This is a genomic window from Aeromonas sp. MR16, assembly GCF_022549315.1.
Classification (GTDB): domain Bacteria; phylum Pseudomonadota; class Gammaproteobacteria; order Enterobacterales; family Aeromonadaceae; genus Aeromonas; species Aeromonas aquatica.
In genome coordinates this window covers 12,458-33,243 of sequence record NZ_JAKZFK010000037.1, presented here as the reverse complement: position 1 = coordinate 33,243, position 20,786 = coordinate 12,458, and the positions used below count along the sequence as shown (strand labels likewise).

Annotated in this window: 20 protein-coding genes; 9 read left to right on the top strand and 11 right to left on the bottom strand. The window is 62.7% G+C overall.

What is annotated here, in order from left to right; genetic code table 11:
• Positions 1-46: 46 nt before the first annotated feature.
• From MM194_RS19420 to MM194_RS19410, 3 genes are read right to left on the bottom strand one after another with little or no spacing between them, the layout of a single operon-like run.
• Positions 47-520 (bottom strand): DUF494 family protein, encoded by a 474-nt coding sequence (locus MM194_RS19420; protein WP_033131393.1) that lies wholly within the window; start codon positions 518-520, stop codon positions 47-49.
• The gene (gene dprA / locus MM194_RS19415; RefSeq protein WP_241344582.1) at positions 513-1,628 is read right to left on the bottom strand and encodes a DNA-processing protein DprA; all 1,116 of its coding nucleotides are present in this window, start codon (positions 1,626-1,628) and stop codon (positions 513-515) included. The genes MM194_RS19420 and dprA overlap by 8 nt, the downstream gene beginning before the upstream one ends.
• Position 1,629: 1 nt before the next feature.
• A complete protein-coding gene (locus MM194_RS19410) occupies positions 1,630-2,718 on the bottom strand; it encodes a LysM peptidoglycan-binding domain-containing protein (protein ID WP_241344581.1) in 1,089 nt (362 codons plus the stop codon).
• Between the two features lie 108 nt (positions 2,719-2,826).
• Here MM194_RS19410 and def point away from each other — a divergent pair, with 108 nt between their 5' ends.
• From def to MM194_RS19385, 5 genes are all read left to right on the top strand, one after another.
• Complete coding sequence (gene def, locus MM194_RS19405) at positions 2,827-3,339, top strand: peptide deformylase (RefSeq protein WP_241344580.1); 513 nt, start codon at positions 2,827-2,829, stop codon at positions 3,337-3,339.
• Between the two features lie 12 nt (positions 3,340-3,351).
• Positions 3,352-4,296 (top strand): methionyl-tRNA formyltransferase, encoded by a 945-nt coding sequence (fmt, locus tag MM194_RS19400; RefSeq protein WP_241344579.1) that lies wholly within the window; start codon positions 3,352-3,354, stop codon positions 4,294-4,296.
• A 61-nt stretch (positions 4,297-4,357) separates the two neighbouring features.
• Positions 4,358-5,650 carry a 16S rRNA (cytosine(967)-C(5))-methyltransferase RsmB gene (rsmB, locus tag MM194_RS19395; protein ID WP_241344578.1) on the top strand — a complete coding sequence of 431 codons (1,293 nt, stop codon included), beginning with the start codon at positions 4,358-4,360 and terminating at the stop codon, positions 5,648-5,650.
• A gap of 148 nt (positions 5,651-5,798) precedes the next feature.
• A complete protein-coding gene (trkA, locus tag MM194_RS19390; protein WP_033131387.1) occupies positions 5,799-7,175 on the top strand; it encodes a Trk system potassium transporter TrkA in 1,377 nt (458 codons plus the stop codon).
• 93 nt (positions 7,176-7,268) lie between these two features.
• Complete coding sequence (locus MM194_RS19385) at positions 7,269-8,711, top strand: TrkH family potassium uptake protein (RefSeq protein WP_033131386.1); 1,443 nt, start codon at positions 7,269-7,271, stop codon at positions 8,709-8,711.
• 146 nt (positions 8,712-8,857) lie between these two features.
• Here the strand turns inward: MM194_RS19385 and rmuC are convergent, their stop codons facing one another.
• Both rmuC and MM194_RS19375 read right to left on the bottom strand, forming a co-directional pair.
• Positions 8,858-10,189 carry a DNA recombination protein RmuC gene (gene rmuC, locus MM194_RS19380; RefSeq protein ID WP_241344577.1) on the bottom strand — a complete coding sequence of 444 codons (1,332 nt, stop codon included), beginning with the start codon at positions 10,187-10,189 and terminating at the stop codon, positions 8,858-8,860.
• A 174-nt stretch (positions 10,190-10,363) separates the two neighbouring features.
• A complete protein-coding gene (locus MM194_RS19375; RefSeq protein WP_033131385.1) occupies positions 10,364-10,579 on the bottom strand; it encodes a hypothetical protein in 216 nt (71 codons plus the stop codon).
• 138 nt (positions 10,580-10,717) lie between these two features.
• On the opposite strand from MM194_RS19375, the gene MM194_RS19370 reads away from it, so the two are divergent.
• Complete coding sequence (locus MM194_RS19370; protein ID WP_033131384.1) at positions 10,718-11,230, top strand: ferredoxin-type protein NapF; 513 nt, start codon at positions 10,718-10,720, stop codon at positions 11,228-11,230.
• A gap of 93 nt (positions 11,231-11,323) precedes the next feature.
• On the opposite strand, the gene MM194_RS19365 is transcribed toward MM194_RS19370, so the two are convergent.
• The 6 genes from MM194_RS19365 to MM194_RS19340 all read right to left on the bottom strand — a co-directional run bounded on the left by MM194_RS19365 (position 11,324) and on the right by MM194_RS19340 (position 17,850).
• Positions 11,324-11,776, bottom strand: coding sequence for an Rrf2 family transcriptional regulator (locus tag MM194_RS19365; RefSeq protein ID WP_033131383.1), 453 nt, complete (start codon positions 11,774-11,776; stop codon positions 11,324-11,326).
• Positions 11,777-12,062: 286 nt separating this feature from the next.
• On the bottom strand, positions 12,063-12,902 hold the full coding sequence (locus MM194_RS19360; RefSeq protein ID WP_241344576.1) for a PfkB family carbohydrate kinase: 840 nt from the start codon (positions 12,900-12,902) through the stop codon (positions 12,063-12,065).
• A 75-nt stretch (positions 12,903-12,977) separates the two neighbouring features.
• On the bottom strand, positions 12,978-13,949 hold the full coding sequence (locus MM194_RS19355) for a LysR substrate-binding domain-containing protein (protein ID WP_033131381.1): 972 nt from the start codon (positions 13,947-13,949) through the stop codon (positions 12,978-12,980).
• 154 nt (positions 13,950-14,103) lie between these two features.
• Positions 14,104-14,832 carry a hypothetical protein gene (locus tag MM194_RS19350; RefSeq protein ID WP_042639285.1) on the bottom strand — a complete coding sequence of 243 codons (729 nt, stop codon included), beginning with the start codon at positions 14,830-14,832 and terminating at the stop codon, positions 14,104-14,106.
• 82 nt (positions 14,833-14,914) lie between these two features.
• Positions 14,915-16,411, bottom strand: a complete 1,497-nt coding sequence (locus MM194_RS19345; RefSeq protein ID WP_241344574.1) for a CoA-acylating methylmalonate-semialdehyde dehydrogenase — start codon at positions 16,409-16,411, stop codon at positions 14,915-14,917.
• Between the two features lie 107 nt (positions 16,412-16,518).
• The gene (locus MM194_RS19340) at positions 16,519-17,850 is read right to left on the bottom strand and encodes an aspartate aminotransferase family protein (RefSeq protein WP_241344572.1); all 1,332 of its coding nucleotides are present in this window, start codon (positions 17,848-17,850) and stop codon (positions 16,519-16,521) included.
• 172 nt (positions 17,851-18,022) lie between these two features.
• Here MM194_RS19340 and MM194_RS19335 point away from each other — a divergent pair, with 172 nt between their 5' ends.
• From MM194_RS19335 to MM194_RS19325, 3 genes are all read left to right on the top strand, one after another.
• The gene (locus MM194_RS19335; RefSeq protein WP_241344570.1) at positions 18,023-18,565 is read left to right on the top strand and encodes a cupin domain-containing protein; all 543 of its coding nucleotides are present in this window, start codon (positions 18,023-18,025) and stop codon (positions 18,563-18,565) included.
• A gap of 384 nt (positions 18,566-18,949) precedes the next feature.
• Complete coding sequence (locus tag MM194_RS19330; RefSeq protein WP_241344568.1) at positions 18,950-20,446, top strand: aldehyde dehydrogenase; 1,497 nt, start codon at positions 18,950-18,952, stop codon at positions 20,444-20,446.
• 125 nt (positions 20,447-20,571) lie between these two features.
• Positions 20,572-20,745 carry a hypothetical protein gene (locus MM194_RS19325; protein ID WP_193354274.1) on the top strand — a complete coding sequence of 58 codons (174 nt, stop codon included), beginning with the start codon at positions 20,572-20,574 and terminating at the stop codon, positions 20,743-20,745.
• Positions 20,746-20,786 lie beyond the last annotated feature (41 nt).

The window sequence follows — 20,786 nt, the reverse complement described above, 5'->3', positions numbered from 1 at the left end:
CTTGAAATCCAGATGGTCTGAATTCTACCAGCGCGGCACCGGACTGTCAGTGGATGACGCCGTCTGACTCATCAAACACCAGCTCTTCCATCTGCTGGTAGGCATTTTCACTGCCCGGTACGTTGAAAAGAACCATCATGACTACCCATTTGAGATCATCCAGCTCGATATCCGGTTTATCCAGCTCGAGCAGGCGCTCGATACAGATCTCGCGAGTCTCGGCATTCAATACCTGGGCCTGCTCCAGGAACAACAGGAAGCCGCGACACTCGGTGCCCAGACGAGCCAGCTCTTGCGGGGCATAGATCCGCATCGAGCCCTGCGCGCTGGCGGTGACATACACCTCCCGCTCGCTGTCATGCAGATTGGCCAGCCGTTCCAGCCAGTTGAGCGCCTTCTCGATCTCGTCCGGATTGAAACCGGCCCGGCTCAGTTCGTCGGTGAGTTCATCCTGCTCGACCATCACATCTGCATCGCTGTGGATGTAGGTCTCGAAAAGGTACATCAATACATCAAACATGATTCGCCCTCCTCGTTCTGACGTATCCACCGGCTACCGCCATCACTGCACCGGCCAGCTCCAGCTCTACCAACCTGCCGAGGACTTGCTCGACAGGAAGCCGGGACCGCTCGGCAACGGTATCCACGCTCGTGGCTTCATAATCTACGTTATCCAACAAATCGGCATAAGGCAATTCGCTATTATGCGAAGGCTCGGGAGAACGGCTCATGGGTCGCGGCAGGGGTACCAGAGCCGGTAGCTCTTCCATCACATCGGCCGCAGTCAAGACCAGCTTGGCACCCTGCTGGAGCAACCGGTTGCAACCCGCGGCCTGGGCATTTTGCGGGGCGCCGGGCACGGCAAACACCTCGCGGCCCTGCTCCAGTGCGTAACGGGCGGTGATCAGGGAACCGCTCTGCTCGGCGGCCTCCACCACCAAGGTTCCGAGTGACAGGCCGCTGATGATGCGATTGCGACGGGGAAAATGCTCGGCCAAGGGTCCCTTGTCCGGTGCCAGCTCGGAGATAAGCAGACCGCCGCGATCCAGGATCTGTTCGGCCAGCCCCTGATGGCGCTTGGGGTAGAGGCAATCCAGCCCGGAGCCCAGCACCGCAAGGGTCACGCCGCCCACAGCCAGCGCCTGTTGATGACAAACCCCATCGATACCCAGCGCCAACCCCGAGGTGATTGCCAGGCCGCAGGCCACCAGCTCGGCGCACAGGCGAGCCGCGTTGTCCTTGCCGGCATAGGTAGGATGGCGCGTGCCCACAATCGCCAGTTGCGGCAGCGCGAGGGCATCCAGCTCGCCACGGCAATAGAGCAACAAGGGGGCGGCCGGGATCTCTCTTAACAGGGTGGGATAATGAGGAGAGTCGGGACAGACGAGATGATGGCCTTGCCTGGTGGCCCAGTTCAGGCTCTGTTCCACCTCGGGTTGCGGCCATCTGAATTGCCGGATCTGGGCCTCATCGAGACCAATCTCCCGCAGTTTCCTGTCATCACAGTCAAACAGGGCGGCGATGTCGCCCTCGAAGCGGGCCAACAGGCGTGAGGCGGTGACCGGGCCTATGCCACTCACCGCATCCAGCGTCAGCCAGAGTGCGAGTCGTTCCAACGAGGGCGACACGTCAGAAATTGCTGACCTGATAACCGGAACCGACCATGTCCTGGCTCTGCAGGATGAGGCCGTAACTCAGCTTGTCGTACACCTTGAACAGCATGACCCTGGCAACCGCCTCGGCCGGCAGGGATGACTTGCCCGCGGAATAGAATGCCTTGTCATAAATGGAGGAATACTCCCGGTACGATACCTTGCCATTCTTGTCCACCATCTCGGCGCCCGGACGCTGGATCTCGAGCACATCGCCGGGGGACACCTGATCCCGCAACCCCTTGTTGATGAGGACAACGTCAAACTTGCCGCCACCGTGCGCCTTGCTCGGCAACTCGATCACATAACCGGGGGTGATGGCCGGCGCCGCCTTTGGCATAAAGACGGCGGAGAGGCTCTCCTGGGGTGGCAAGGGGATGATCTTGTCCCCCTGATACACCTCGCGCCGGTTGTGGGTGAGCGTGACTCTGGTGCTGTTATTGGCCAACCTCTCCTCTGCCCGCACCGTACCGACGAAGACCGCCTCCTGGCCGAGTTGCTCCCCGGTTTTTCTGTCCTTGTACACGACTCCGGGATGATAGACGCCGTAGTCCTGGCCCGGGGTCAACGAACCCTGCACATAGAGAGTATCCCCTTCCAGCATGCCGACATGCTTCTCGTTATTGCCGAGGACATAGGGCATATCCTTGCTCTGCTGGCTGTCGGCCAGGATGTGATCGGTCTGCAGGAAGGGGCCTATCTCGCTGAGTGGCAACGTCGGGATAGGGCTGGCCTTGTTTTCATAGCGGTTCTTGGGGGACAGGTGAATGACCTGCTTGCCACCCTGGCTGGCCTTGCCGAGGCGCGGCTCGCCATTGACCCAGCTCAGTTGCAGCACATCGCCCGGGTAGATCCAGTGCGGATTGGCGATTTGAGGATTGATGTTCCAGAGACGTGGCCAGAGCCAGGGTTCGGCCAGATACTGGCCCGAGATATCCCAAAGAGTATCCCCTTTCTGCACCACATAATTGTCAGGATGGCCAGGTTTCAGCGTCAGCTGCTGCGCCATGGCGCCACTGGTCAGGGTTACCGCCAGGCAGGCGAAGATGGTTTGCTTCAGATGCATAACACTCCCTGTTACTTCTGCACGCAAAGTGTTGCTGTTTTTTGTCGACGTAAATGACTAGAATTACGTCAATATTGACTGCATTTATACGAAACTAAAGAAAAAACTATGGCCATTCTAGATGTATTGCGTTTCCCCGATGAGCGTCTGCGTACCATCGCAGCCCCTGTCGAGACCATTACACCCGAGTTACAACAGATTGTAGATGATATGTTCGAAACCATGTACGCGGAGGAAGGCATAGGCCTGGCCGCGACTCAGGTCGACATTCATCAGCGCATCATAGTGATCGATGTCTCTGAAAACCGTGAAGATCAGCTGGTATTGATCAACCCCGAAATCCTGGAGCAGTCCGGCAGCACCGGCATCGAAGAGGGTTGCCTCTCCGTCCCCGGCAGCCGCGCCCTGGTGCCACGCGCCGAGTGGGTCAAGGTGCGGGCACTGGATCGCAACGGCAAGACTTTCGAGCTGGAGGCAGACGATCTGCTCGCTATCTGCATACAGCATGAGATGGATCATCTGGTCGGCAAGCTGTTTGTGGATTACTTGTCCCCGCTCAAGCGCCAGCGCATTCGTCAGAAGCTGGAAAAGATGGCCCGTGAAGATCGCCAAGCCCTCTGAGGATCTGCCCCATTGAATAAGCTGAAACTGATTTTTGCCGGTACCCCCGACTTCGCCGCCCGTCACCTGGCGGCGTTGTTGTCTTCCGACCACGAGGTCGTCGCCGTCTATACCCAGCCCGACAAGCCGGCCGGCCGTGGCCAGAAGCTGACCGCCAGCCCGGTCAAGGAGCTGGCCCTCGCCCACGGCCTGCCGGCCTATCAGCCCGCTTCCCTGCGCAATGAAGAGGCCCAAGCCGAACTCAGGGCGCTGGGTGCCGACCTGATGGTGGTGGTGGCCTATGGCCTGATCCTGCCGAAAGCGGTGCTCGACACCCCGCGTCTCGGTTGCATCAACGTGCACGGCTCCCTGCTGCCGCGCTGGCGCGGTGCCGCCCCTATCCAGCGTTCCATCTGGGCAGGGGATGCCGAGACCGGCGTGACCATCATGCAGATGGACGTGGGGCTGGATACCGGCGCCATGATCCGCAAGGTGAGCTGCCCCATCGCCTTTGATGAGACCTCTGCCAGCCTGTATGACAAGCTGGCCGAGCTGGGACCGCAGGCGCTGGTCGAAACCCTCAACGCCATGGCCGCCGGTGATACCGCCGCCGAGCAGCAGGACGATGCGCTGGCGAACTACGCCCAGAAGCTCTCCAAGGAGGAGGCCCGCATCGACTGGTCCATGGATGCCGCCGCCATCGAGCGCTGTATCCGTGCCTTCAATCCCTGGCCCATCAGCTGGTTCGAGGTGGCGGAGCAGACCATCAAGGTCTGGCAAGCCGAGGTGCTCGAGCAGGAACATGGCCAAGCTGCCGGCACTCTGCTCAAGGCCGACAAGCAGGGGATCGATGTCGCCACCGGCAAGGGTGTGCTGCGCCTGCTGACCCTGCAACCGCCCGGCAAGAAGGCCATGTCCGTCTCGGATCTGCTCAACTCTCGCCGCGACTGGTTTGAACCCGGCACGCAATTGAATTGAACTGGATTGAATTGACACAAGGCGGGACTCAGGCCCCGACTTGCGCATCTAAGGTAACCATATGAAAACACGTGCACAGGCCGCTCTCGTTATTCAACAGGTGTTGGATCAGGGCCAATCCCTCTCCGCTGTTCTGCCTGCTGCCCAGGAGAAGGTCGCCCCTCGCGATCGCGCCCTCCTGCAAGAACTCTGCTACGGCACCCTGCGCTGGCTGCCCCGCCTCGATGCGGCGGTGAGCGAGATGATGGACAAGCCGCTCAAGAACAAGAGCCGCATCTTCCACTACCTGATCCTGGTCGGTCTATACCAGCTCATCTACACCCGCATTCCGGCTCATGCCGCCGTGGCCGAGACCGTCAACGCCGTCAAGCTGCTCAAGGGCACCTCCCTGCGTGGTCTCATCAACGGCGTGCTGCGCAACTTCCAGCGCAGTGCCGAAGTCATACTGCTGCGCATCGACCGTGTCCCCAGCATCCGCCTCGGCCACCCAGAATGGATCACCAAGCGCCTGCGCCAGGCCTATCCCGAAGACTGGGAGTTCATCATGGAGGCCAACAATCAGCGTCCCCCCATGTGGATCCGCAACAACAGTCAGCGCCAGAGCCGCGAGCAGATGCTGGCCCGCATGGCCGAAGCCGGCATCAACGCGGTGGCCGGCGAGGAAGGGGACGACTGCATCCTACTGGAACGCCCCTGCGACGTGACCAAGCTGCCCGGCTTCGAGCAGGGCGACTGCTCTGTACAGGATGGTGCCGCCCAGCAGGCCGCCCGCCTGCTCGACCCCCAACCGGGCGAATGGGTGCTGGACGCCTGCGCTGCCCCCGGTGGCAAGACGGCTCACCTGTTAGAATTGCAACCCAAGCTGGCCGGGGTGGTCGCCGTCGATGCGGACGACAACCGCCTCAAGCGGGTGCAGGAGAACCTGGATCGCATCGGCCTCCAGGCCCGGGTGATCCATGGCGATGCCAGCACGCCGGACCAATGGTGGCCACAGGGTCAGTTCGATCGCATCCTGCTCGATGCCCCCTGCTCCGCCACCGGCGTCATCCGCCGTCACCCCGACATCAAGTGGTTGCGCCGGGATCAGGACATCCGCGAGCTGGCCGAACTGCAGCGCCGCATCCTCAATGCCCTCTGGGCCAAGCTGAAGAGCGGTGGCACCCTGCTCTACGCCACCTGCTCCGTGCTGCCGGAAGAGAACCGCGACCAGATCCGCGCCTTCCTGGCCGCGACCCCTAATGCCCGCCTGGTGCCCCTGCACGCGCAGGACAATCCGGACTGCCCGGGTCGCCAGTTCCTGCCAGGCGAGGCGGAGATGGACGGTTTCTACTACGCCAAGCTGATCAAGCTGTAAGCTGCAGATGATGGGTCAGGGCGTCGGATTGGGCGCCCTCGTTTCGAAGCAACCATGTTGAGCAAGGTTTCCCGATGAAGATCATCACTCTGGGCGTCACACCGGCTGTCCCCTCCCGTAATGAAGCAACCTTGAGCAAGATTTCCCTATGAAAATCATCATTCTTGGCGCGGGCCAGGTCGGCGGCACCCTGGCGGAGAACCTCGCCGGTGAGAACAACGACATCACCATAGTCGACACCGACAGCGACCGTCTGCGGGAATTGCAGGACAAGTTCGATCTGCGGGTGGTGAACGGCCACGGCGCCCACCCCAGGGTGCTGCGGGAAGCCGGTGCCCAGGATGCGGACATGCTGGTCGCGGTCACCAACAGCGACGAGACCAACATGATCGCCTGCCAGGTGGCCTACTCCCTGTTCAACACCCCGAACAAGGTGGCGCGGATCCGCTCCCCCGCCTATCTGGTGGAGCGGGATCGGCTGTTCCTGCCGGAATCCGTGCCAGTGGATCACCTGATCGCCCCCGAACAGCTGGTGACCGACTATGTGCGTCGCCTCATCGAGTATCCGGGCGCACTGCAGGTAGTTGATTTTGCAGGCGGCAAGGTGGGTCTGGTGGCGGTCAAGGCCTACTACGGCGGCCCCCTGGTGGGCAATGCGCTCTCCACCCTGCGGGATCACATGCCGAACATCGAGACCCGGGTCGCGGCCATCTTCCGTCAGGGCCGCTCCATCCGCCCGCAAGGCACCACCATCATAGAGGCGGATGACGAGGTGTTCTTCGTCGCCGCCGCCGGCCACATCCGCGCCGTGATGTCGGAGCTGCAACGGCTCGAGAGCCCCTATCGCCGCATCATGATCGTCGGGGGCGGCAACATAGGTGCCGGCCTCGCCCGCCAGCTGGAGAAGCGCTACAGCGTCAAGCTCATCGAGCGCAACCAGAAACGCGCGGAGCAGTTGTCCGAGCTGCTGGAGAACACCATCGTCTTCTGCGGCGACGCGGCGGATCAGGAGCTGCTGGCGGAGGAGCACATCGATCAGATCGACGTCTTCATCGCGGTGACCAACGAGGACGAGGCCAACATCATGTCGGCCCTGCTCGCCAAGAAGATGGGCGCCAAGAAGACCATGGTGCTGATCCAGCGCGGCGCCTACGTGGATCTGGTGCAGGGCGGCTCCATCGACATCGCCATCTCGCCCCAGCAGGCCACCATCTCGGCCCTGCTGACCCACGTGCGCCGGGCGGATATCGCCAACGTCTACAGCCTGCGCCGCGGTGCGGCGGAGGCCATCGAGGCCATCGCCCACGGTGACGAGAACACCTCCAAGGTGGTGGGCAAGACGGTGGGCGAGCTCAAGCTGCCACCGGGCACCACAATCGGCGCCGTGGTGCGCGGCGACGAAGTGCTGATCGCCCACGATCGCACCCAGATCCAGCAGGATGACCACGTGGTGATGTTCCTGGTGGACAAGAAGTACATCCCGGAAGTGGAACGCCTGTTCCAGCCCAGTCCTTTCTTCCTGTAAGCCCTCCATGCAACAGGCTGCGACATCCAGACCCGGACATTTCCCAGAGGGAAGGTCCGGGTCTTTTTTCAATCAACGACCCGGTTATCTTGCATGATCAAGCTGCGTCCCATCGTCTTCACCCTCGGGCTGGTGCTCTCCAAGCTGGCCCTGTTCATGTGGCTGCCCACCCTGCTGGCGCTGCTCACCGGTTCCGAGGGCTTCGTCGAATTTCTCAAGTCCGTGCTGATCACTCACGGCGCCGCCCTGCTCTGCCTGCACTACGGGCGCAAAGCGGAATTTCACCTCGGGGTGCGGGAGATGTTCCTGCTCACCACCTCGGTCTGGGTGGTGGCTTGCATCTTCGGCGCCCTGCCGTTCTTCTTCATCAACCACATCGACTTCACCGACGCCTACTTCGAGACCATGTCAGGGGTCACCACCACGGGTTCCACCGTGCTGTCCGGGCTGGACGGCATGGCCCACAGCATCCTGCTGTGGCGCTCCATCCTGCAGTGGTTGGGGGGCGTTGGCTTCATCGTGATGGCGGTGGCCGTGCTGCCCTACCTCAACGTCGGCGGCATGAAGCTGTTCCAGACCGAGAGCTCGGATTGGTCCGACAAGAGCGCGCCGCGCGCCAAGACGGTGGCCAACAACATAGTGGTGGTCTACCTGGTGCTCTCCATGCTCTGCTTCCTCGCCTACTGGGTGAGCGGCATGACGCTGTTCGAGGCGGTCAACCACTCCATGACGACCCTCAGTACCGGGGGGTATTCCACCTCGGATCAGTCCATGTCCCACTTCTCCAACGCGGCGCACTGGATTGGCACCCTCTTCATGTTCCTCGGCGGCCTGCCCTTCCTGCTCTACATCCAGAGCCTGAACCGGCGCGACAACAGCCTGCTCAAGGATGCCCAGGTGCAGGGCTTCTTCTGGCTGGTGGTCTGGGTCACCGTCATCGTCACCTTCTATCTCTGGGTCAGGGACATCTACGGCTTCATGGATGCCCTGCGCATCAGCAGCTTCAACATCGTCTCGGTGCTCACCACCACCGGCTTCGGCCTCGGTGACTTCGGCACCTGGGGACCGCTCACCAGCATCATCTTCATCATCTTGCTGGCGCTCGGCGCCTGCTCCGGCTCCACCGCCGGGGGCCTCAAGATCTTTCGGGTGCAGGTAGCCTTCTCCCTGTTCAGGAAGCAGATGCGCCAGCTGATGCATCCCTCCGCCGTGTTCCCGCAGAAGTACAACGGCCGTCCGGTCAACGACGCCATCATCCGCTCCCTGATCTCCTTCGTGCTGGCCTACTTCGCCATCATTCTGTTTATCGCCGCCCTGCTCGCCGCCATCGGCCTAGATCCCCTGACCGCCATCTCCGGCTCCATCACGGCGGTGGCGAACGTGGGTCCCGGCATGGGACCTGTCATCGGTCCCAGCACCAACTTCGCCAGCCTGCCTGACTCGGCCAAGTGGATATTGTCGTTTGGCATGCTGCTGGGCCGGCTCGAGATCTTGACGGTGGCGGTGATCTTCTTCCCCTCTTTCTGGCGGCAGTAGCCACTGCGGCTAATCAAACCTGTGGAGCCCATAGTATTCGCAGGTTCGAATAGCGAAGCATATTCGCACTATGGCGTTCAGGACGATAACAAGAAGGGCAGCCCACGGGCTGCCCTTCTTCATGGAGTGAACTGCAAGATCCGGCGCTACTCGGTGGTGTCTTCCCGCTCCAGCGCGCGGTTGATCAGGGGCTCCGGCAGCGGCTTGGTCACCTCCACCCCCAGCTCGCGGAAACGCTCGGCCTGGGCGATCAGGTTGCCACGGCCATTGACCAGCCGACCCATCGCCTTGTCGTAGCTCTCCTGCGCCTTGTGCAGGCTGCCCCCCATCTGCTGCATCTCCTCCACGAACAGCCGCAGCTTCTCGTACAGCCGCCCGGCCCGCTCGGCGATCTGACGTGAGTTCTGGTTCTGGCGCTCGTAGCGCCACAGGTTTTCTATGGTGCGCAGCGCCACCATCAGGTTGGTGGGGCTGACCAGCAGGATGTTGTGATCCAGCCCGTAGCGCACCAGGGAGGGGTCCGCTTCCAGCGCGGTCAGGAAGGCCGGCTCCACCGCCACGAACATCAGCACATAGTCCAGGGTGCGCACCCCGGGCAGTTGCTGGTAATCCTTGCGGCCCAGCTCGCGGATGTGGTTACGCACCGAGGCAACGTGCTCCTTGAGCGCCACCGCCTTCTCCAGCGCGTCGTCGCTGTTGTACCAGCGCTCGTACGCGGTCAGGGACACCTTGGCATCGATGATGATGTCCTTTTCCTGGGGCAGGTGGACGATCACGTCCGGCTGGTATCGCTTGTTCTTCTCCACCTCGATGTTGACCTGGGTGTGGTACTCGTGGCCCTCCCGCAGGCCGCACTCGGACAGGATCCGAGCCAGCACCACCTCCCCCCAGTTGCCCTGCTGTTTGCTGTCGCCCTTGAGGGCGCGGGTGAGCGCCGCCGCCTCCTCGGTCATGCGGGCATTGAGCTCGGCGAGGCGCTCCAGCTCGAACTTCAGGCTGTGGCGCTGGGCCGTCTCCTGGGCGTGGGTCTCCCCCACCTGGCGGCGGAAGCCCTCCAGCTGCTCCTTGAGCGGGGTCAGCAACAGATCCAGGCTGTTCTGGTTCAAGTCGCGGAAGTTACCGGCGTTTTGCTCGAAGATACGGTTGGCGAGGTTTTCGAACTGCAGGCTGAGGCGAGCCTCGGACTGCTGCTGCAGTTGCAGCTTCTCGGCGCTGGCGAGGCGCTCGCTGCGCAGGGTGGCTTCGGCATCCTTGAGGCGGGCGGTGAGCTTGAGCAGCAGGGTCTGCTGCTGCTCCAGCTTCTGTTGGCCCAGCATCTTCTCGTCCTGCAGCTCGTCGAATCGGTCCTGCAGCGCCTGATAACGCTCCTCGGTGAGCAGGGTCTCTTCACGGGCGGCGCGGCGCCCCACCAGCCAGCCAAGTCCCAGGGCAAGCAGCCCCGCCAGCAACGCTGGCAGCCAGGCGCTCATCGCGATCATCGGCGACTCCGCTGGCGCAGGAAGAGTTCGACATAACGGCCAAGCAGCGGTCGTGGCTGGACATTGGCCAGAGCAGACAACCCGATCATCGACGGCCCCGTTGGCGCAGGAAGGGTCCGATATAACGGCCAAGCAGCGGTCGTGGCTGGACATTGGCCAGAGCAGACAACCCGATCATCGACGGCCCCGCTGACGCAGGAAGAGTTCGAGATAGCGGTTGAGCAGCAGCCAGAGCAGGACATAGAGAAGGTAGGCGGCCAGCACCACCCACTTGTGGCTGTTGACCCCGGTGTCGAGCTCGGCGAACTCGATATCCTTGATGTCGCAGTAGGCCCACATCAGCAGCGGGAAGACGTAGAGCAGGGAGGCACGCCAGAGAAATAACCACATGTGTATGTTCAGCCACGCAAAAAGACCTGCCTAGCTTACACAAGGGCAACCCGGCTTGCGATCCTGCGCCACGCTATTCTCTGGCTTGCCGACGTAAAACTGGCTAAAATTAACCCCTATTAGGTACTCGGGGTAGGCATGACGCATTTTTTCTGTCGCTGGTTGATGAACGCACTGGGAGAGCCCGGCCAACCGGCCGTGGTTTGTCATGAGGCACGCCCACCCTGGGCCATCGAGGAATCCCAATTCCTCTCCTTGTGCAGCCGCTGCGGTGACTGCTTCAAAGCCTGCCCCAACGGCCTGCTCAAACCAGCCGATCAGCCAGAATACGACGACACCCCCATCGCCGGCACCCCGGTATTGGATCTCGCCTGTGGCCAGTGCAGCTACTGCGGCAGCTGCGCCAGAGCCTGCCCCACGGGGGCGCTGGATCTGCGCCTCGGTCGCCAGGTACAGACCCGGGTCAGGATCGAGGCGAGCTGCCAGTCCCGCCAGGGTTTCTACTGCCTGTTGTGCGAGGACGCCTGTCCCCAGCAGGCGATCAAGGCCAGCAGCGACGGGGTGAGCATCAACATGGCGGCCTGCGATGGCTGCGGCGCCTGCGGCCTCGCCTGCCTGCACGGCGCCATCACCCTGATCCCCCAGCACTGAGATCCCGCGTCTCGACCCCTGCTCCCGGCAAGGGCATCACCCCTCCCGGAAAACACAAAGGGGCCCGCAGGCCCCTGATGATCTGGCCGTCCCTCAGGACATCACCAGGATATTATCCTGCTCTATGCCCAGCAGGTGGCAGAGTCGGGTCGGATCTCGCACCGCATCCGCCAGGGTGTACTCCCCCAGCACCTCGAGGAAGGCGTTCATGGCGCGGCGCAGAATGCCCTGAATGCGGCAGCCACCGGACAGGCGGCAGTTCTCACGCTTGCAGTCCACCGGGCAGAGCACGTTCTCCATGTCCATCACCACGTCCCGCAGGTTGATGGAGACGGCTGAACGGCCGAGGCGGATGCCGCCATGCTTGCCACGTACCGTCTCGATGTAACCCTTGATGCCGAGCTGATGCACTATCTTGACCACGTGGTTGCGGGAGATGGCGAAGGTGTCGGCCACCTCTGTGATGGTCGACAAGCGATCACCTGGCTGGATCGCCAGAAACGTCAGGGTACGCAGGGCGTAGTCGGTAAATCGTGTCAGTTGCATGGTCGCACTTGCCTCTTACTACAAGCCAGAAATCAGGACGACAACCGGTGGCCAAGAGGTGAGATGACAGGTGCGCCGGCACAGGATCCGCTTCTTCAGCCGAGTCGTGGAGTGACAAGGTTAAGAGCAGCCCGGACGGGTGTCGACGAAGATGTACATAAATCGACACTTTCTTTGATTGATCGCAAACTTGCCGGCTCGAGGGGAGGTTTGGGCCATTTCTGGCGGCGAACTACCGCCAGCCAGTCTGGCCCGAACCGGGTAGAGACGGGCCGGTCGAGGCGCCTCAGTGAGGCTGCTTCAACCAGTTTTTCAGCGCCTGGGAGGGGATGGAGCTCTCGGAGGCCACCGCGAAGGCGCCCCAGTCCACCGCGCACTGCAGGGCATCCCCGATCGCCATGCCACACGCCAGGCCGTGGATGAGGCCGCCGGCGAAGGCATCCCCCGCCCCCGTGGTATCCACCACGGACACGGGTCTCGCGGCCACCCGGATCTGCTCCTCGCCGTGGATGGCCACGGCCCCCGCCTTGCCCTCGGTCAGTACCAGCCACTCCAGCTGATCCCCCGCCAACTGGCGGGCGTGCAGCCAGGGATCGCTCACCTCGGCGAGATCCGAGCGGGAGGCCACCAGCACGTGGCAGGGGCGACGGGCCTGACCGCCCTTGGGGTACTGGGCCACCACGAAGCTCTTGCCGAGCATCTGACGCATGTAGCCGATGATGGCGGTGCCGGGGTAGTTGACGTAGAGGCAATCCACCCCTTCCGTCGGCAGGTCGCCGGGCAGATCGGGACGGCGCGGGCGCCGCAGTATGGTGCGCTCGCCGGTGGAGTCCACCAGGATCAGCAGCTCGCCGGTCTCGCCACCGAAGCGCTCCACATGGGCACAGTTCAGGCCGTGGCCAGCCGCCTGCTCCAGCAGCCAGTCGCCGGTCTCGTCCAGCCCGACCCGCGAGGCGATGCGCACCTCGTGTCCCGCCCACACCAGCCCTATGCCACTATTGGCGGCGCCGCCCCCGAGCCGGCGCCCCTGATCCACATACTGCAGCCGTGCCCCCGCCACCAGTGGTTCGGCCAGGGAGAGCACGTGATCGCAGTTGAGATTGGCAAGCAGCAGGATGCGGGACATGGGAACCTCCGAAACGGGAAGGGCCCGGCGGGGCCCAAGATAGCGGTGTCATCAGGGGAAATGACGGGAGAGAAATCAATAGACCGGCAGTTCCACCCCGGCCAGCAGCTCCTCGATGCGCGCCTGGGTCGGCTGCTGCATCACATTCTGGATCATCTCCTTGGTGAGATGGGGGGAGAAGGAGCTGATGAAGTCATACATGTAGTTCTGCAACAAGATGCTCTTGCTGAAGCAGAGCTGGGCGGGGCAAGGCTCGAACAGGTATTCCAGATTGATGGCCACCAAGCCGGGGGCATCATGGTCATTGGCCACCAGGGACGAGATGATGCCAATGCCAAAACCCAGCTCCACGTAGCGCTTGATGACGCCGGCATCCATCACCGTCATGTAGTAGTTCGGGCTGAGGCCGGCCGCCTGGAACACCCGATCCTGTACCTGACGCCCGGTGGCGCCACTCTCGTAGCTGAGGATGGGATACTGGCAGAGCTGCTCCAGGCTCGGCTTCTTCACCTTGGCCAGGGGGTGATCCTGCGGCACCACCAGGGACAGGGTCCAGAGGTAGGCGGGCAGCGCGATCAGCTCCTTGTCGAAGCCGATCTCGTGGGCCACGATGGAGAAATCCGAATACCCCTTGCTGATCTGCTCCTTGGTCGCCGACATCACGGGATGCAGGTGGAACGAGATCTTGGGGTACTTCTTGGTGAAATAGGTGACGCTTTTGGGCAGCAGGTAGCGCGCTATGGTGTGAGTGGTGTGGATGTTGAGCGTGCCCACGGTCGGATCCAGATACTCGCGGGAGATGGCCTTGATCTTGCCCTCGATGTTGAGCATGGCCTCGGCGCACCTGATGATCTCTTCCCCCACCGGGGTGATGCGATGCAGGTGTTTGCCACGCCGCTCGAAGATGCGCACCCCCAGCTCGCTCTCCAGCAAGCCGATCTGCTTGCTCACCCCAGGCTGGCTGGTGTAGAGCGCATCGGAGGCGACGGACACGTTGAGATTGTGGTCCCGCACCGCGATCAGATACTTCAACTGCTGTAGTTTCAAGGTTGCATCCTCACTGGCTGGCGCGGCTGTCATCAGATGGACAAGGCCGCCACAAATGGCGGCCAGTGTATCATCCGAACTTGGCATATCACCGCTTGATCCTTCATTTTGCTACAAAATCTAGCATCTGCCGCGGTGATATGACAAACGGGGTTCAGCGCAATGCGGGCCCGACCGGCAGTATGCCGAGGAACTGCAACAACCACTGCATCATGGTGGCCGAGTCCACCTCCCCCTCGAGGGAGGAGAGGCTGCTCTGGTAATGCTCGTCGGGCAGCCTGTCCCGGCGTCGCTCGATCAACGCCCGGTTGTACTCCACCGAAAATTCCGGATGGCCCTGAATGGCCACTATGTGATCCCCCTGCAGAAACATGAAGTTGGGACAGAAATCGTTGCCCGCCAGCAGGGTCGCCCCCGGCGGCAGCTGCTCCACCTGATCCTGGTGGCTGGCCAGGATCCGGATGGTCTCCAGCTCCGGCTGCATCCAGGGTTTCGCCGCCTGCATGGGGTGCACCGAGACGCCGAGCCCCCAGCCCTTGGTGGACTTCATCACCTCCCCCCCCAGCGCCTGGGCGATCACCTGATGGCCGAAACAGACCCCGGCCAGCTTGACGTTGGCGTCGTGGGCCTGGCGGATCCAGTCCCGCAGCGCCAGGATCCAGGGCAGATCGCTGTAGGCATCGTGGCGCGATCCTGTGATGAGCCAGGCATCGCACTCATTCAGATCGGCCGGCAGCTCGCCATCGAGCGCCGACCAGACCCGGTATTCGAGCGCCGGCGCCAGCGCCCGGAAGCCCTTGATAAACATCTCGGAGTAAACGGGGCCAAAACTTCCCACCAAATCGGGATCCAGCCGGTCACAATCGAGAATTCCCAGTCGCATCTGTCACTCCTTCACAGGGATAGCGGGGCACTCCGGCGGATCCCTCCGCCGGGCCATGCCTGGGCTAACTACTGCATGGTTGTCATTTCATGGTCGGCATGGAGAACTCGGCGCCGGCGCGCAGGCTCTGGGGCCAGCGGGCTGTCACCGTCTTCATCCGGGTGTAGAAACGCACCCCGTCCGGCCCGTGCATGTTGAGCGGCCCGAAGATGGACCGCTTCCAGCCACCGAAACTGTGAAACGCCATGGGCACCGGGATGGGTACGTTCACCCCTACCATACCGACCTGCACCCGCGTGGTGAAGTCCCTTGCGGTGTCGCCGTCACAAGTAAAGATGGCGGTACCGTTGCCGTACTCGTGTTCGTTGATGAGGCGCAGGGCCGTCTCGTAGTCCGGCGCCCGCACTATGGCGAGCACGGGGCCGAAGATCTCCTCCCGGTAGATGCGCATCTCGGGGCCGACCCGGTCGAACAGACTGCCACCGATGAAGTAACCCTCACCGTGGCTGACACCGCGACCATCCACCACCAGACTGGCACCCTCTGCTACCCCCTGATCCACGTAGCCACGCACCTTGGCCAGGTGCTCGCGGCTGATGAGCGGCCCCATCTCGTTCTCCGGGCTAGGGCCAAGACCGGGTCCGACCCGCAGTTTCTCCACCAGCGGCGCCAGCTTCCCGACCAGGGCATCGGCGGTGGCATCACCCACCACCAGGGCCACCGAGATCGCCATGCAGCGTTCGCCGGCCGCGCCATAAGCCGCCCCCATCAGGGCGAAGACCGCCTGATCGAGATCTGCGTCCGGCATCACCAGCATGTGGTTCTTGGCACCGCCCAGGGCCTGCACCCGCTTGCCGTGGGCCGAGGCGGTGGCATAGATGTACTGGGCTATGGGGGTGGAGCCGACGAAGGAGACAGCGCCGACCCGCGGATCGGTCAGCAGCACATCCACCACTTCCTTGTCACCGTTGACCACATTGAGCACCCCGTCCGGCAGGCCCGCCTGCTTGAGCAGCTCGGCCATGCGCAGGGCCAGTGACGGATCCTTCTCGGACGGCTTGAGGATGAAGGTATTGCCGCAGGCCAGCGCCACCGGGAACATCCACAGCGGCACCATGGCCGGGAAGTTGAACGGCGTGATGCCGGCGCAGACCCCGACGGGTTGCATCATGGAGTGGCTGTCGACCCCCCGGCCCACGTTGAGGGAGTGCTCCCCCTTGAGCAGATGGGGGATGCCGCAGGCAAACTCCACCACCTCCAGCCCCCGGGTCAGTTCACCCTGGGCGTCGGAGAACACCTTGCCGTGCTCGCGGCTGATGAGCCTGGCCAGCTCATCCCTGTACTGCTCCATCAGCTCCTTGAAGCGGAACATCACCCGTGCCCGCACCAGCGGCGGGGTCTGGGACCAGTCCGCGAAGGCGCGCTCCGCGCTGGCGATGGCCTCGGCACACTCGGCGGCGGTGCTGAGCGCCACCGAGCCCTGCTGCTGGCCGGTGGCCGGATTGAAGATGGCGCCGAAGCGCTCGCCACGACTCTCTTGCAGCTGGCCGTCGATGAAGTTGTTAACCCTGTATGTCATATATCCTCCGTGATGGGTAATGCTGGTCGCTCCCGTGCGCGGCCATTGGCGTCAGGCACGGGAAGAGGGCGCCCGCTCGGCGGGCCCCCTGCAATCCAATGAAAGGGTCACTCCTGCGTCTGCAACACATCCTGCAGCAGGGTGAAGAGATCGTCGATCTGGCTGCGCTCTATGATGAGGGGTGGCGACAGGGCGATGATGTCGCCGGTGACCCGGATCAGGGCCCCCTTCTCGAAGCAGCGCACGAACACCTCGTAGGCGCGCTTGCCCGGCGCATCCGGCAGGGATTCCAGCTCTATGCCCGCCACCAGGCCGTAGTTGCGCACGTCTTTCACATGCTTGCAGCCCTTGAGGGAATGGGCGGCCTCCTCCCAGTAGCCCGCCAGATCGGCGGCGCGGCTCAGCAGGTTTTCGCTCCGGTAGATTTCGAGGGTCGCGAGCCCTGCGGCGGCGGCCACCGGGTGGCCGGAATAGGTGTAACCGTGGAACAGTTCGATGGCGCCCTTGCCCGCGGCCATCATGTCGTCATAGATGCTATCGCGCACCAGCACGGCCCCCATGGGGATGGCCCCGTTGGTGAGCCCCTTGGCGCAGGTGATCATGTCGGGCATGACGTCAAACTCCTGGGCGGCGAAGGGGGCACCGAGGCGGCCGAAGCCGGTGATGACCTCGTCGAAGATCAGCAGGATGCCGTGTTTGGTGCAGATCTCCCGCAGCCGCTTGAGGTAACCCTTGGGCGGCATGATGACGCCGGTGCTGCCGGCGATGGGTTCGACGATGACGGCCGCTATGTTGCTGGCGTCATGCAGGAAGACGATCTTCTCGAGTTCGTCGGCCAAGGTAGTGTCTTCTGCTGGCAGGCCTCGGGTGAAAGCATTTTTGGCGATATTCAGGGTGTGGGGCAGATGATCCACCCCGCCGAGCAAAGAGCCGAACCACTTGCGGTTGCCGGGGATGCCGCCGACCGAGATGCCGCCGAAGCCGACCCCGTGGTAGCCGCGCTCACGGCCGATGAGGCGGGTGCGGGTGCCCTGCCCCCGTGCCCGCTGCCAGGCCAGCGCCATCTTCAGCGCCGTGTCCACAGCCTCTGAGCCCGAGTTGGTATAGAAGACGTGGCCGAAGCCCTTGGGGGCAATCTCCACCAGCCGGTTGGCCAGCTCGAACGGCAGAGGGTGGCCCATCTGGAACGTTGGAGCGAAGTCGAGATGGGAAATCTGCTGGGAGACCGCCTCGGCGATCTCGCGCCGACCATGACCCGCGTTGCAACACCAGAGTCCGGCGGTGCCATCCAGTATCTTGCGGCCATCCTCTGAGTGATAATACATCCCCTCTGCCGACTTCAGGATCCGCGGCGCCGCCTTGAACTGCTGGTTGGCGGTGAAGGGCATCCAGAAGGCGGACATGTCGGAAGGGGTATTGATGTCGCTAATCGGTTTCATGGTCACCTCATCCTTAAGGCGTTTAGTAACGCTTGGCTAGTGCCTATTAAATTAAACACTAGAATCCATAAAAAAGGGCTCTTTATCGCCCTGCTTGGTGTCACCCCCTCGGGGTGGTATAAGATATTTAACACAATTTTAATAATAGTAAACAGTCAAGGAGTGTCTATCGATGGATATCGGTCACCGCCTCAAGGCGGTTCGCACCAAGGCAGCCCTCTCCCAGCGCGAGCTGGCCAAGCGCTCGGGTGTGACCAACGGCTTTATCTCCCAGATCGAAAAGAATCAGGTGAGCCCCTCCGTGGCCTCACTGCGCAAGGTGCTGGAAGGCATTCCCATGTCGCTCGCCAGCTTCTTCACCGATGAGACGGAGATGGATTCCGAGGTGATCTTCCGTGCGGACGACATGCCGGATCTCGGCACCCACCCCATCAGCTATCGGCTGGTGGGTCACAGCCGTGCCAACCGTGCCATCGGCATGATGCAGGAGATCCTTCCCCCCGGCGCCGACACCGGCGACGACATGCTGAGCCACGAGGGGGAAGAGTGCGGCATCGTCATCCAGGGCCAGGTCGAGGTCACCGTCGGCGAGCAGGTCCACCTGCTGGCACCGGGAGATGGTTACTACTTCGACAGCCGCACCCCGCACCGTTTCCGCAACCTGGGCGAGCAGGAGTGCGTGCTGATCTCCGCCAATACCCCCGCCAGCTTCTAACCGACAGCGCCCATGGTCGGACGCACGGGAGCCTGTCCGATCCCGGCTAACGCCCCGCCAGCGTCTGACCGCCGGCAACGACGGTCAGACCCACTGAAATCGGGCCGATCCTGGCTAATATCCCCCCAACGTCTGACCCTCGGCAACGGCAGTCAGACTCACTGAAACCGGCCCGATCCCGGCGAATGCTCTCCCTGCTTCTGGCCGCCGGCAACGGCGGTCAGACCCTCTAAAACCCGGCCGATCCCGACTAACGCCCTCCTCAGTCTCCCCTGCCTGACGAGGGCGAATGTTTAATAAAGTTGTTCACATATGATTTACAAGCGGCGACATGTTTAGCATATTGATACACAGAGACTGTCTTTGCCGGTTCAAGGAGTGAACATGAGTGACCTGACCCTGGCCCAGTGGCAACACAAGGCCTCCCATCTGACCCTGCCCTCGCAAGCCTTTATCGACGGCAACTACCGGGACGCCGTGAACGGCGCCACCTTCGACTGCATCAACCCGGCCAACGGCCAGCTGCTGACCAAGGTCGCCTCCTGCGATGCCGCCGATGCCGAGTTGGCGGTGAAGGCTGCCCGCGCCGCCTTCGACGACAAGCGCTGGAGCGGGCTGGCCCCGAAACAGCGCAAGCTCATCATGCAGCGCTTCGCCGAGCTGATGCGTCTCAACAAGGTGGAGCTGGCGCTGCTGGAGTCGCTGGACATGGGCAAGCCCATCGGTGACGCCATGGGCTACGACGCCCCGGCCGCCGCCAACTGCATCGCCTGGAACGCCGAGGCTATCGACAAGATCTACGACCAGGTCGCCCCGGTGGAAGAGTCCGCCCTGGCGCTGGTGACCCGTGAGGCGCTCGGCGTCGTCGCCGCCATCGTGCCCTGGAACTTCCCGCTGGTGATGGCCTGCTGGAAGCTGGGCCCGGCGCTCGCCACCGGCAACTCCGTCATCCTCAAGCCGTCCGAAAAATCCCCCCTCACCGCCTTGCGCATCGCCGGTATCGCGAAAGAAGCGGGCATCCCCGACGGCGTCTTCAACGTGCTGCCGGGCTTTGGCCACACGGTCGGTGAGGCGCTGGCCATGCACATGGACGTGGACTGCATCACCTTTACCGGCTCCACCAAGATCGGCAAGCATCTGGTGCAGTGCTCCGGCAAATCCAACCTCAAGCGCGCCTTCATGGAGTGCGGCGGCAAGAGCCCCAACATAGTGCTGGCGGATGCGCCGGATCTGGACGCCGCCGCCAAGAGCGCCGTGGGCGCCATCTTCTACAACCAGGGCGAGGTGTGCACCGCCGCCTCCCGCCTGCTGGTGCAAAACAGCATCAAGCCGCAGTTCATGGCGCGGCTGCTGGCCCATGCCCGCGAATGGATCGCCGCCAACCCGCTGGATCCCGCCACCCGTATCGGCGCCATGGTGGACGGCATCCAGATGGAGCAGGTGTTGAACTACATCGCCATCGGCCAGCAGGAGGGCGCCAGACTGCTGCTGGGGGGCAAGCGCACCCACACAGAGAGCGGCGGCTTCTATATCGAGCCCACCATCTTTGACGAGGTGACGCCGCAGATGCGCATCTTCCGCGAGGAGATCTTCGGCCCCGTGCTGGCGGTGACCGGCTTCGACACGCTTGAAGACGCCATCGCCCTCGGTAACGACACCGACTACGGCCTGGCGGCCGCCATCTGGACCGCGGACTTGAACAAGGCAGTCAAGGGCTCGCGCGCCCTGCGTGCCGGCACCGTGTTCGTCAACAACTGGGACGGCGGTGACATGACGATGCCGTTCGGCGGCTTCAAGCAGTCCGGCAACGGACGTGACAAGTCCCTGCACGCGCTGGAGAAGTACACCGAGCTGAAAAGTACCTGGATCCAGCTCGAATAACGCCAGATATGACCATATCAGCGTGACTAGGGGGAGAAATCCCCCTTTTTCATTTTTACCCTTTCATCACCGGCCTCAATCGATATAATCGTCAAATAGACAAGCCCTTAAATATAAAGATAAAAATGTTGTTCTTCCTGGCGAGTGTACTGTTTCTGGTGGTGGGTCTGCCGCTGCTGTTCTTCATGTTGGGCCAGGGTGAAGCCTACGTGACCTGGGGCCCCTGGATCTCCGCCATCGCCCTGATGTTGTGGCTGCTGATGGACGTGGAGAAGATCCGCCGTGGCGGTGGTCGCTGACCCGGTCCTGCCGTAAAAATCCCCTCCGACCCATTTATTGA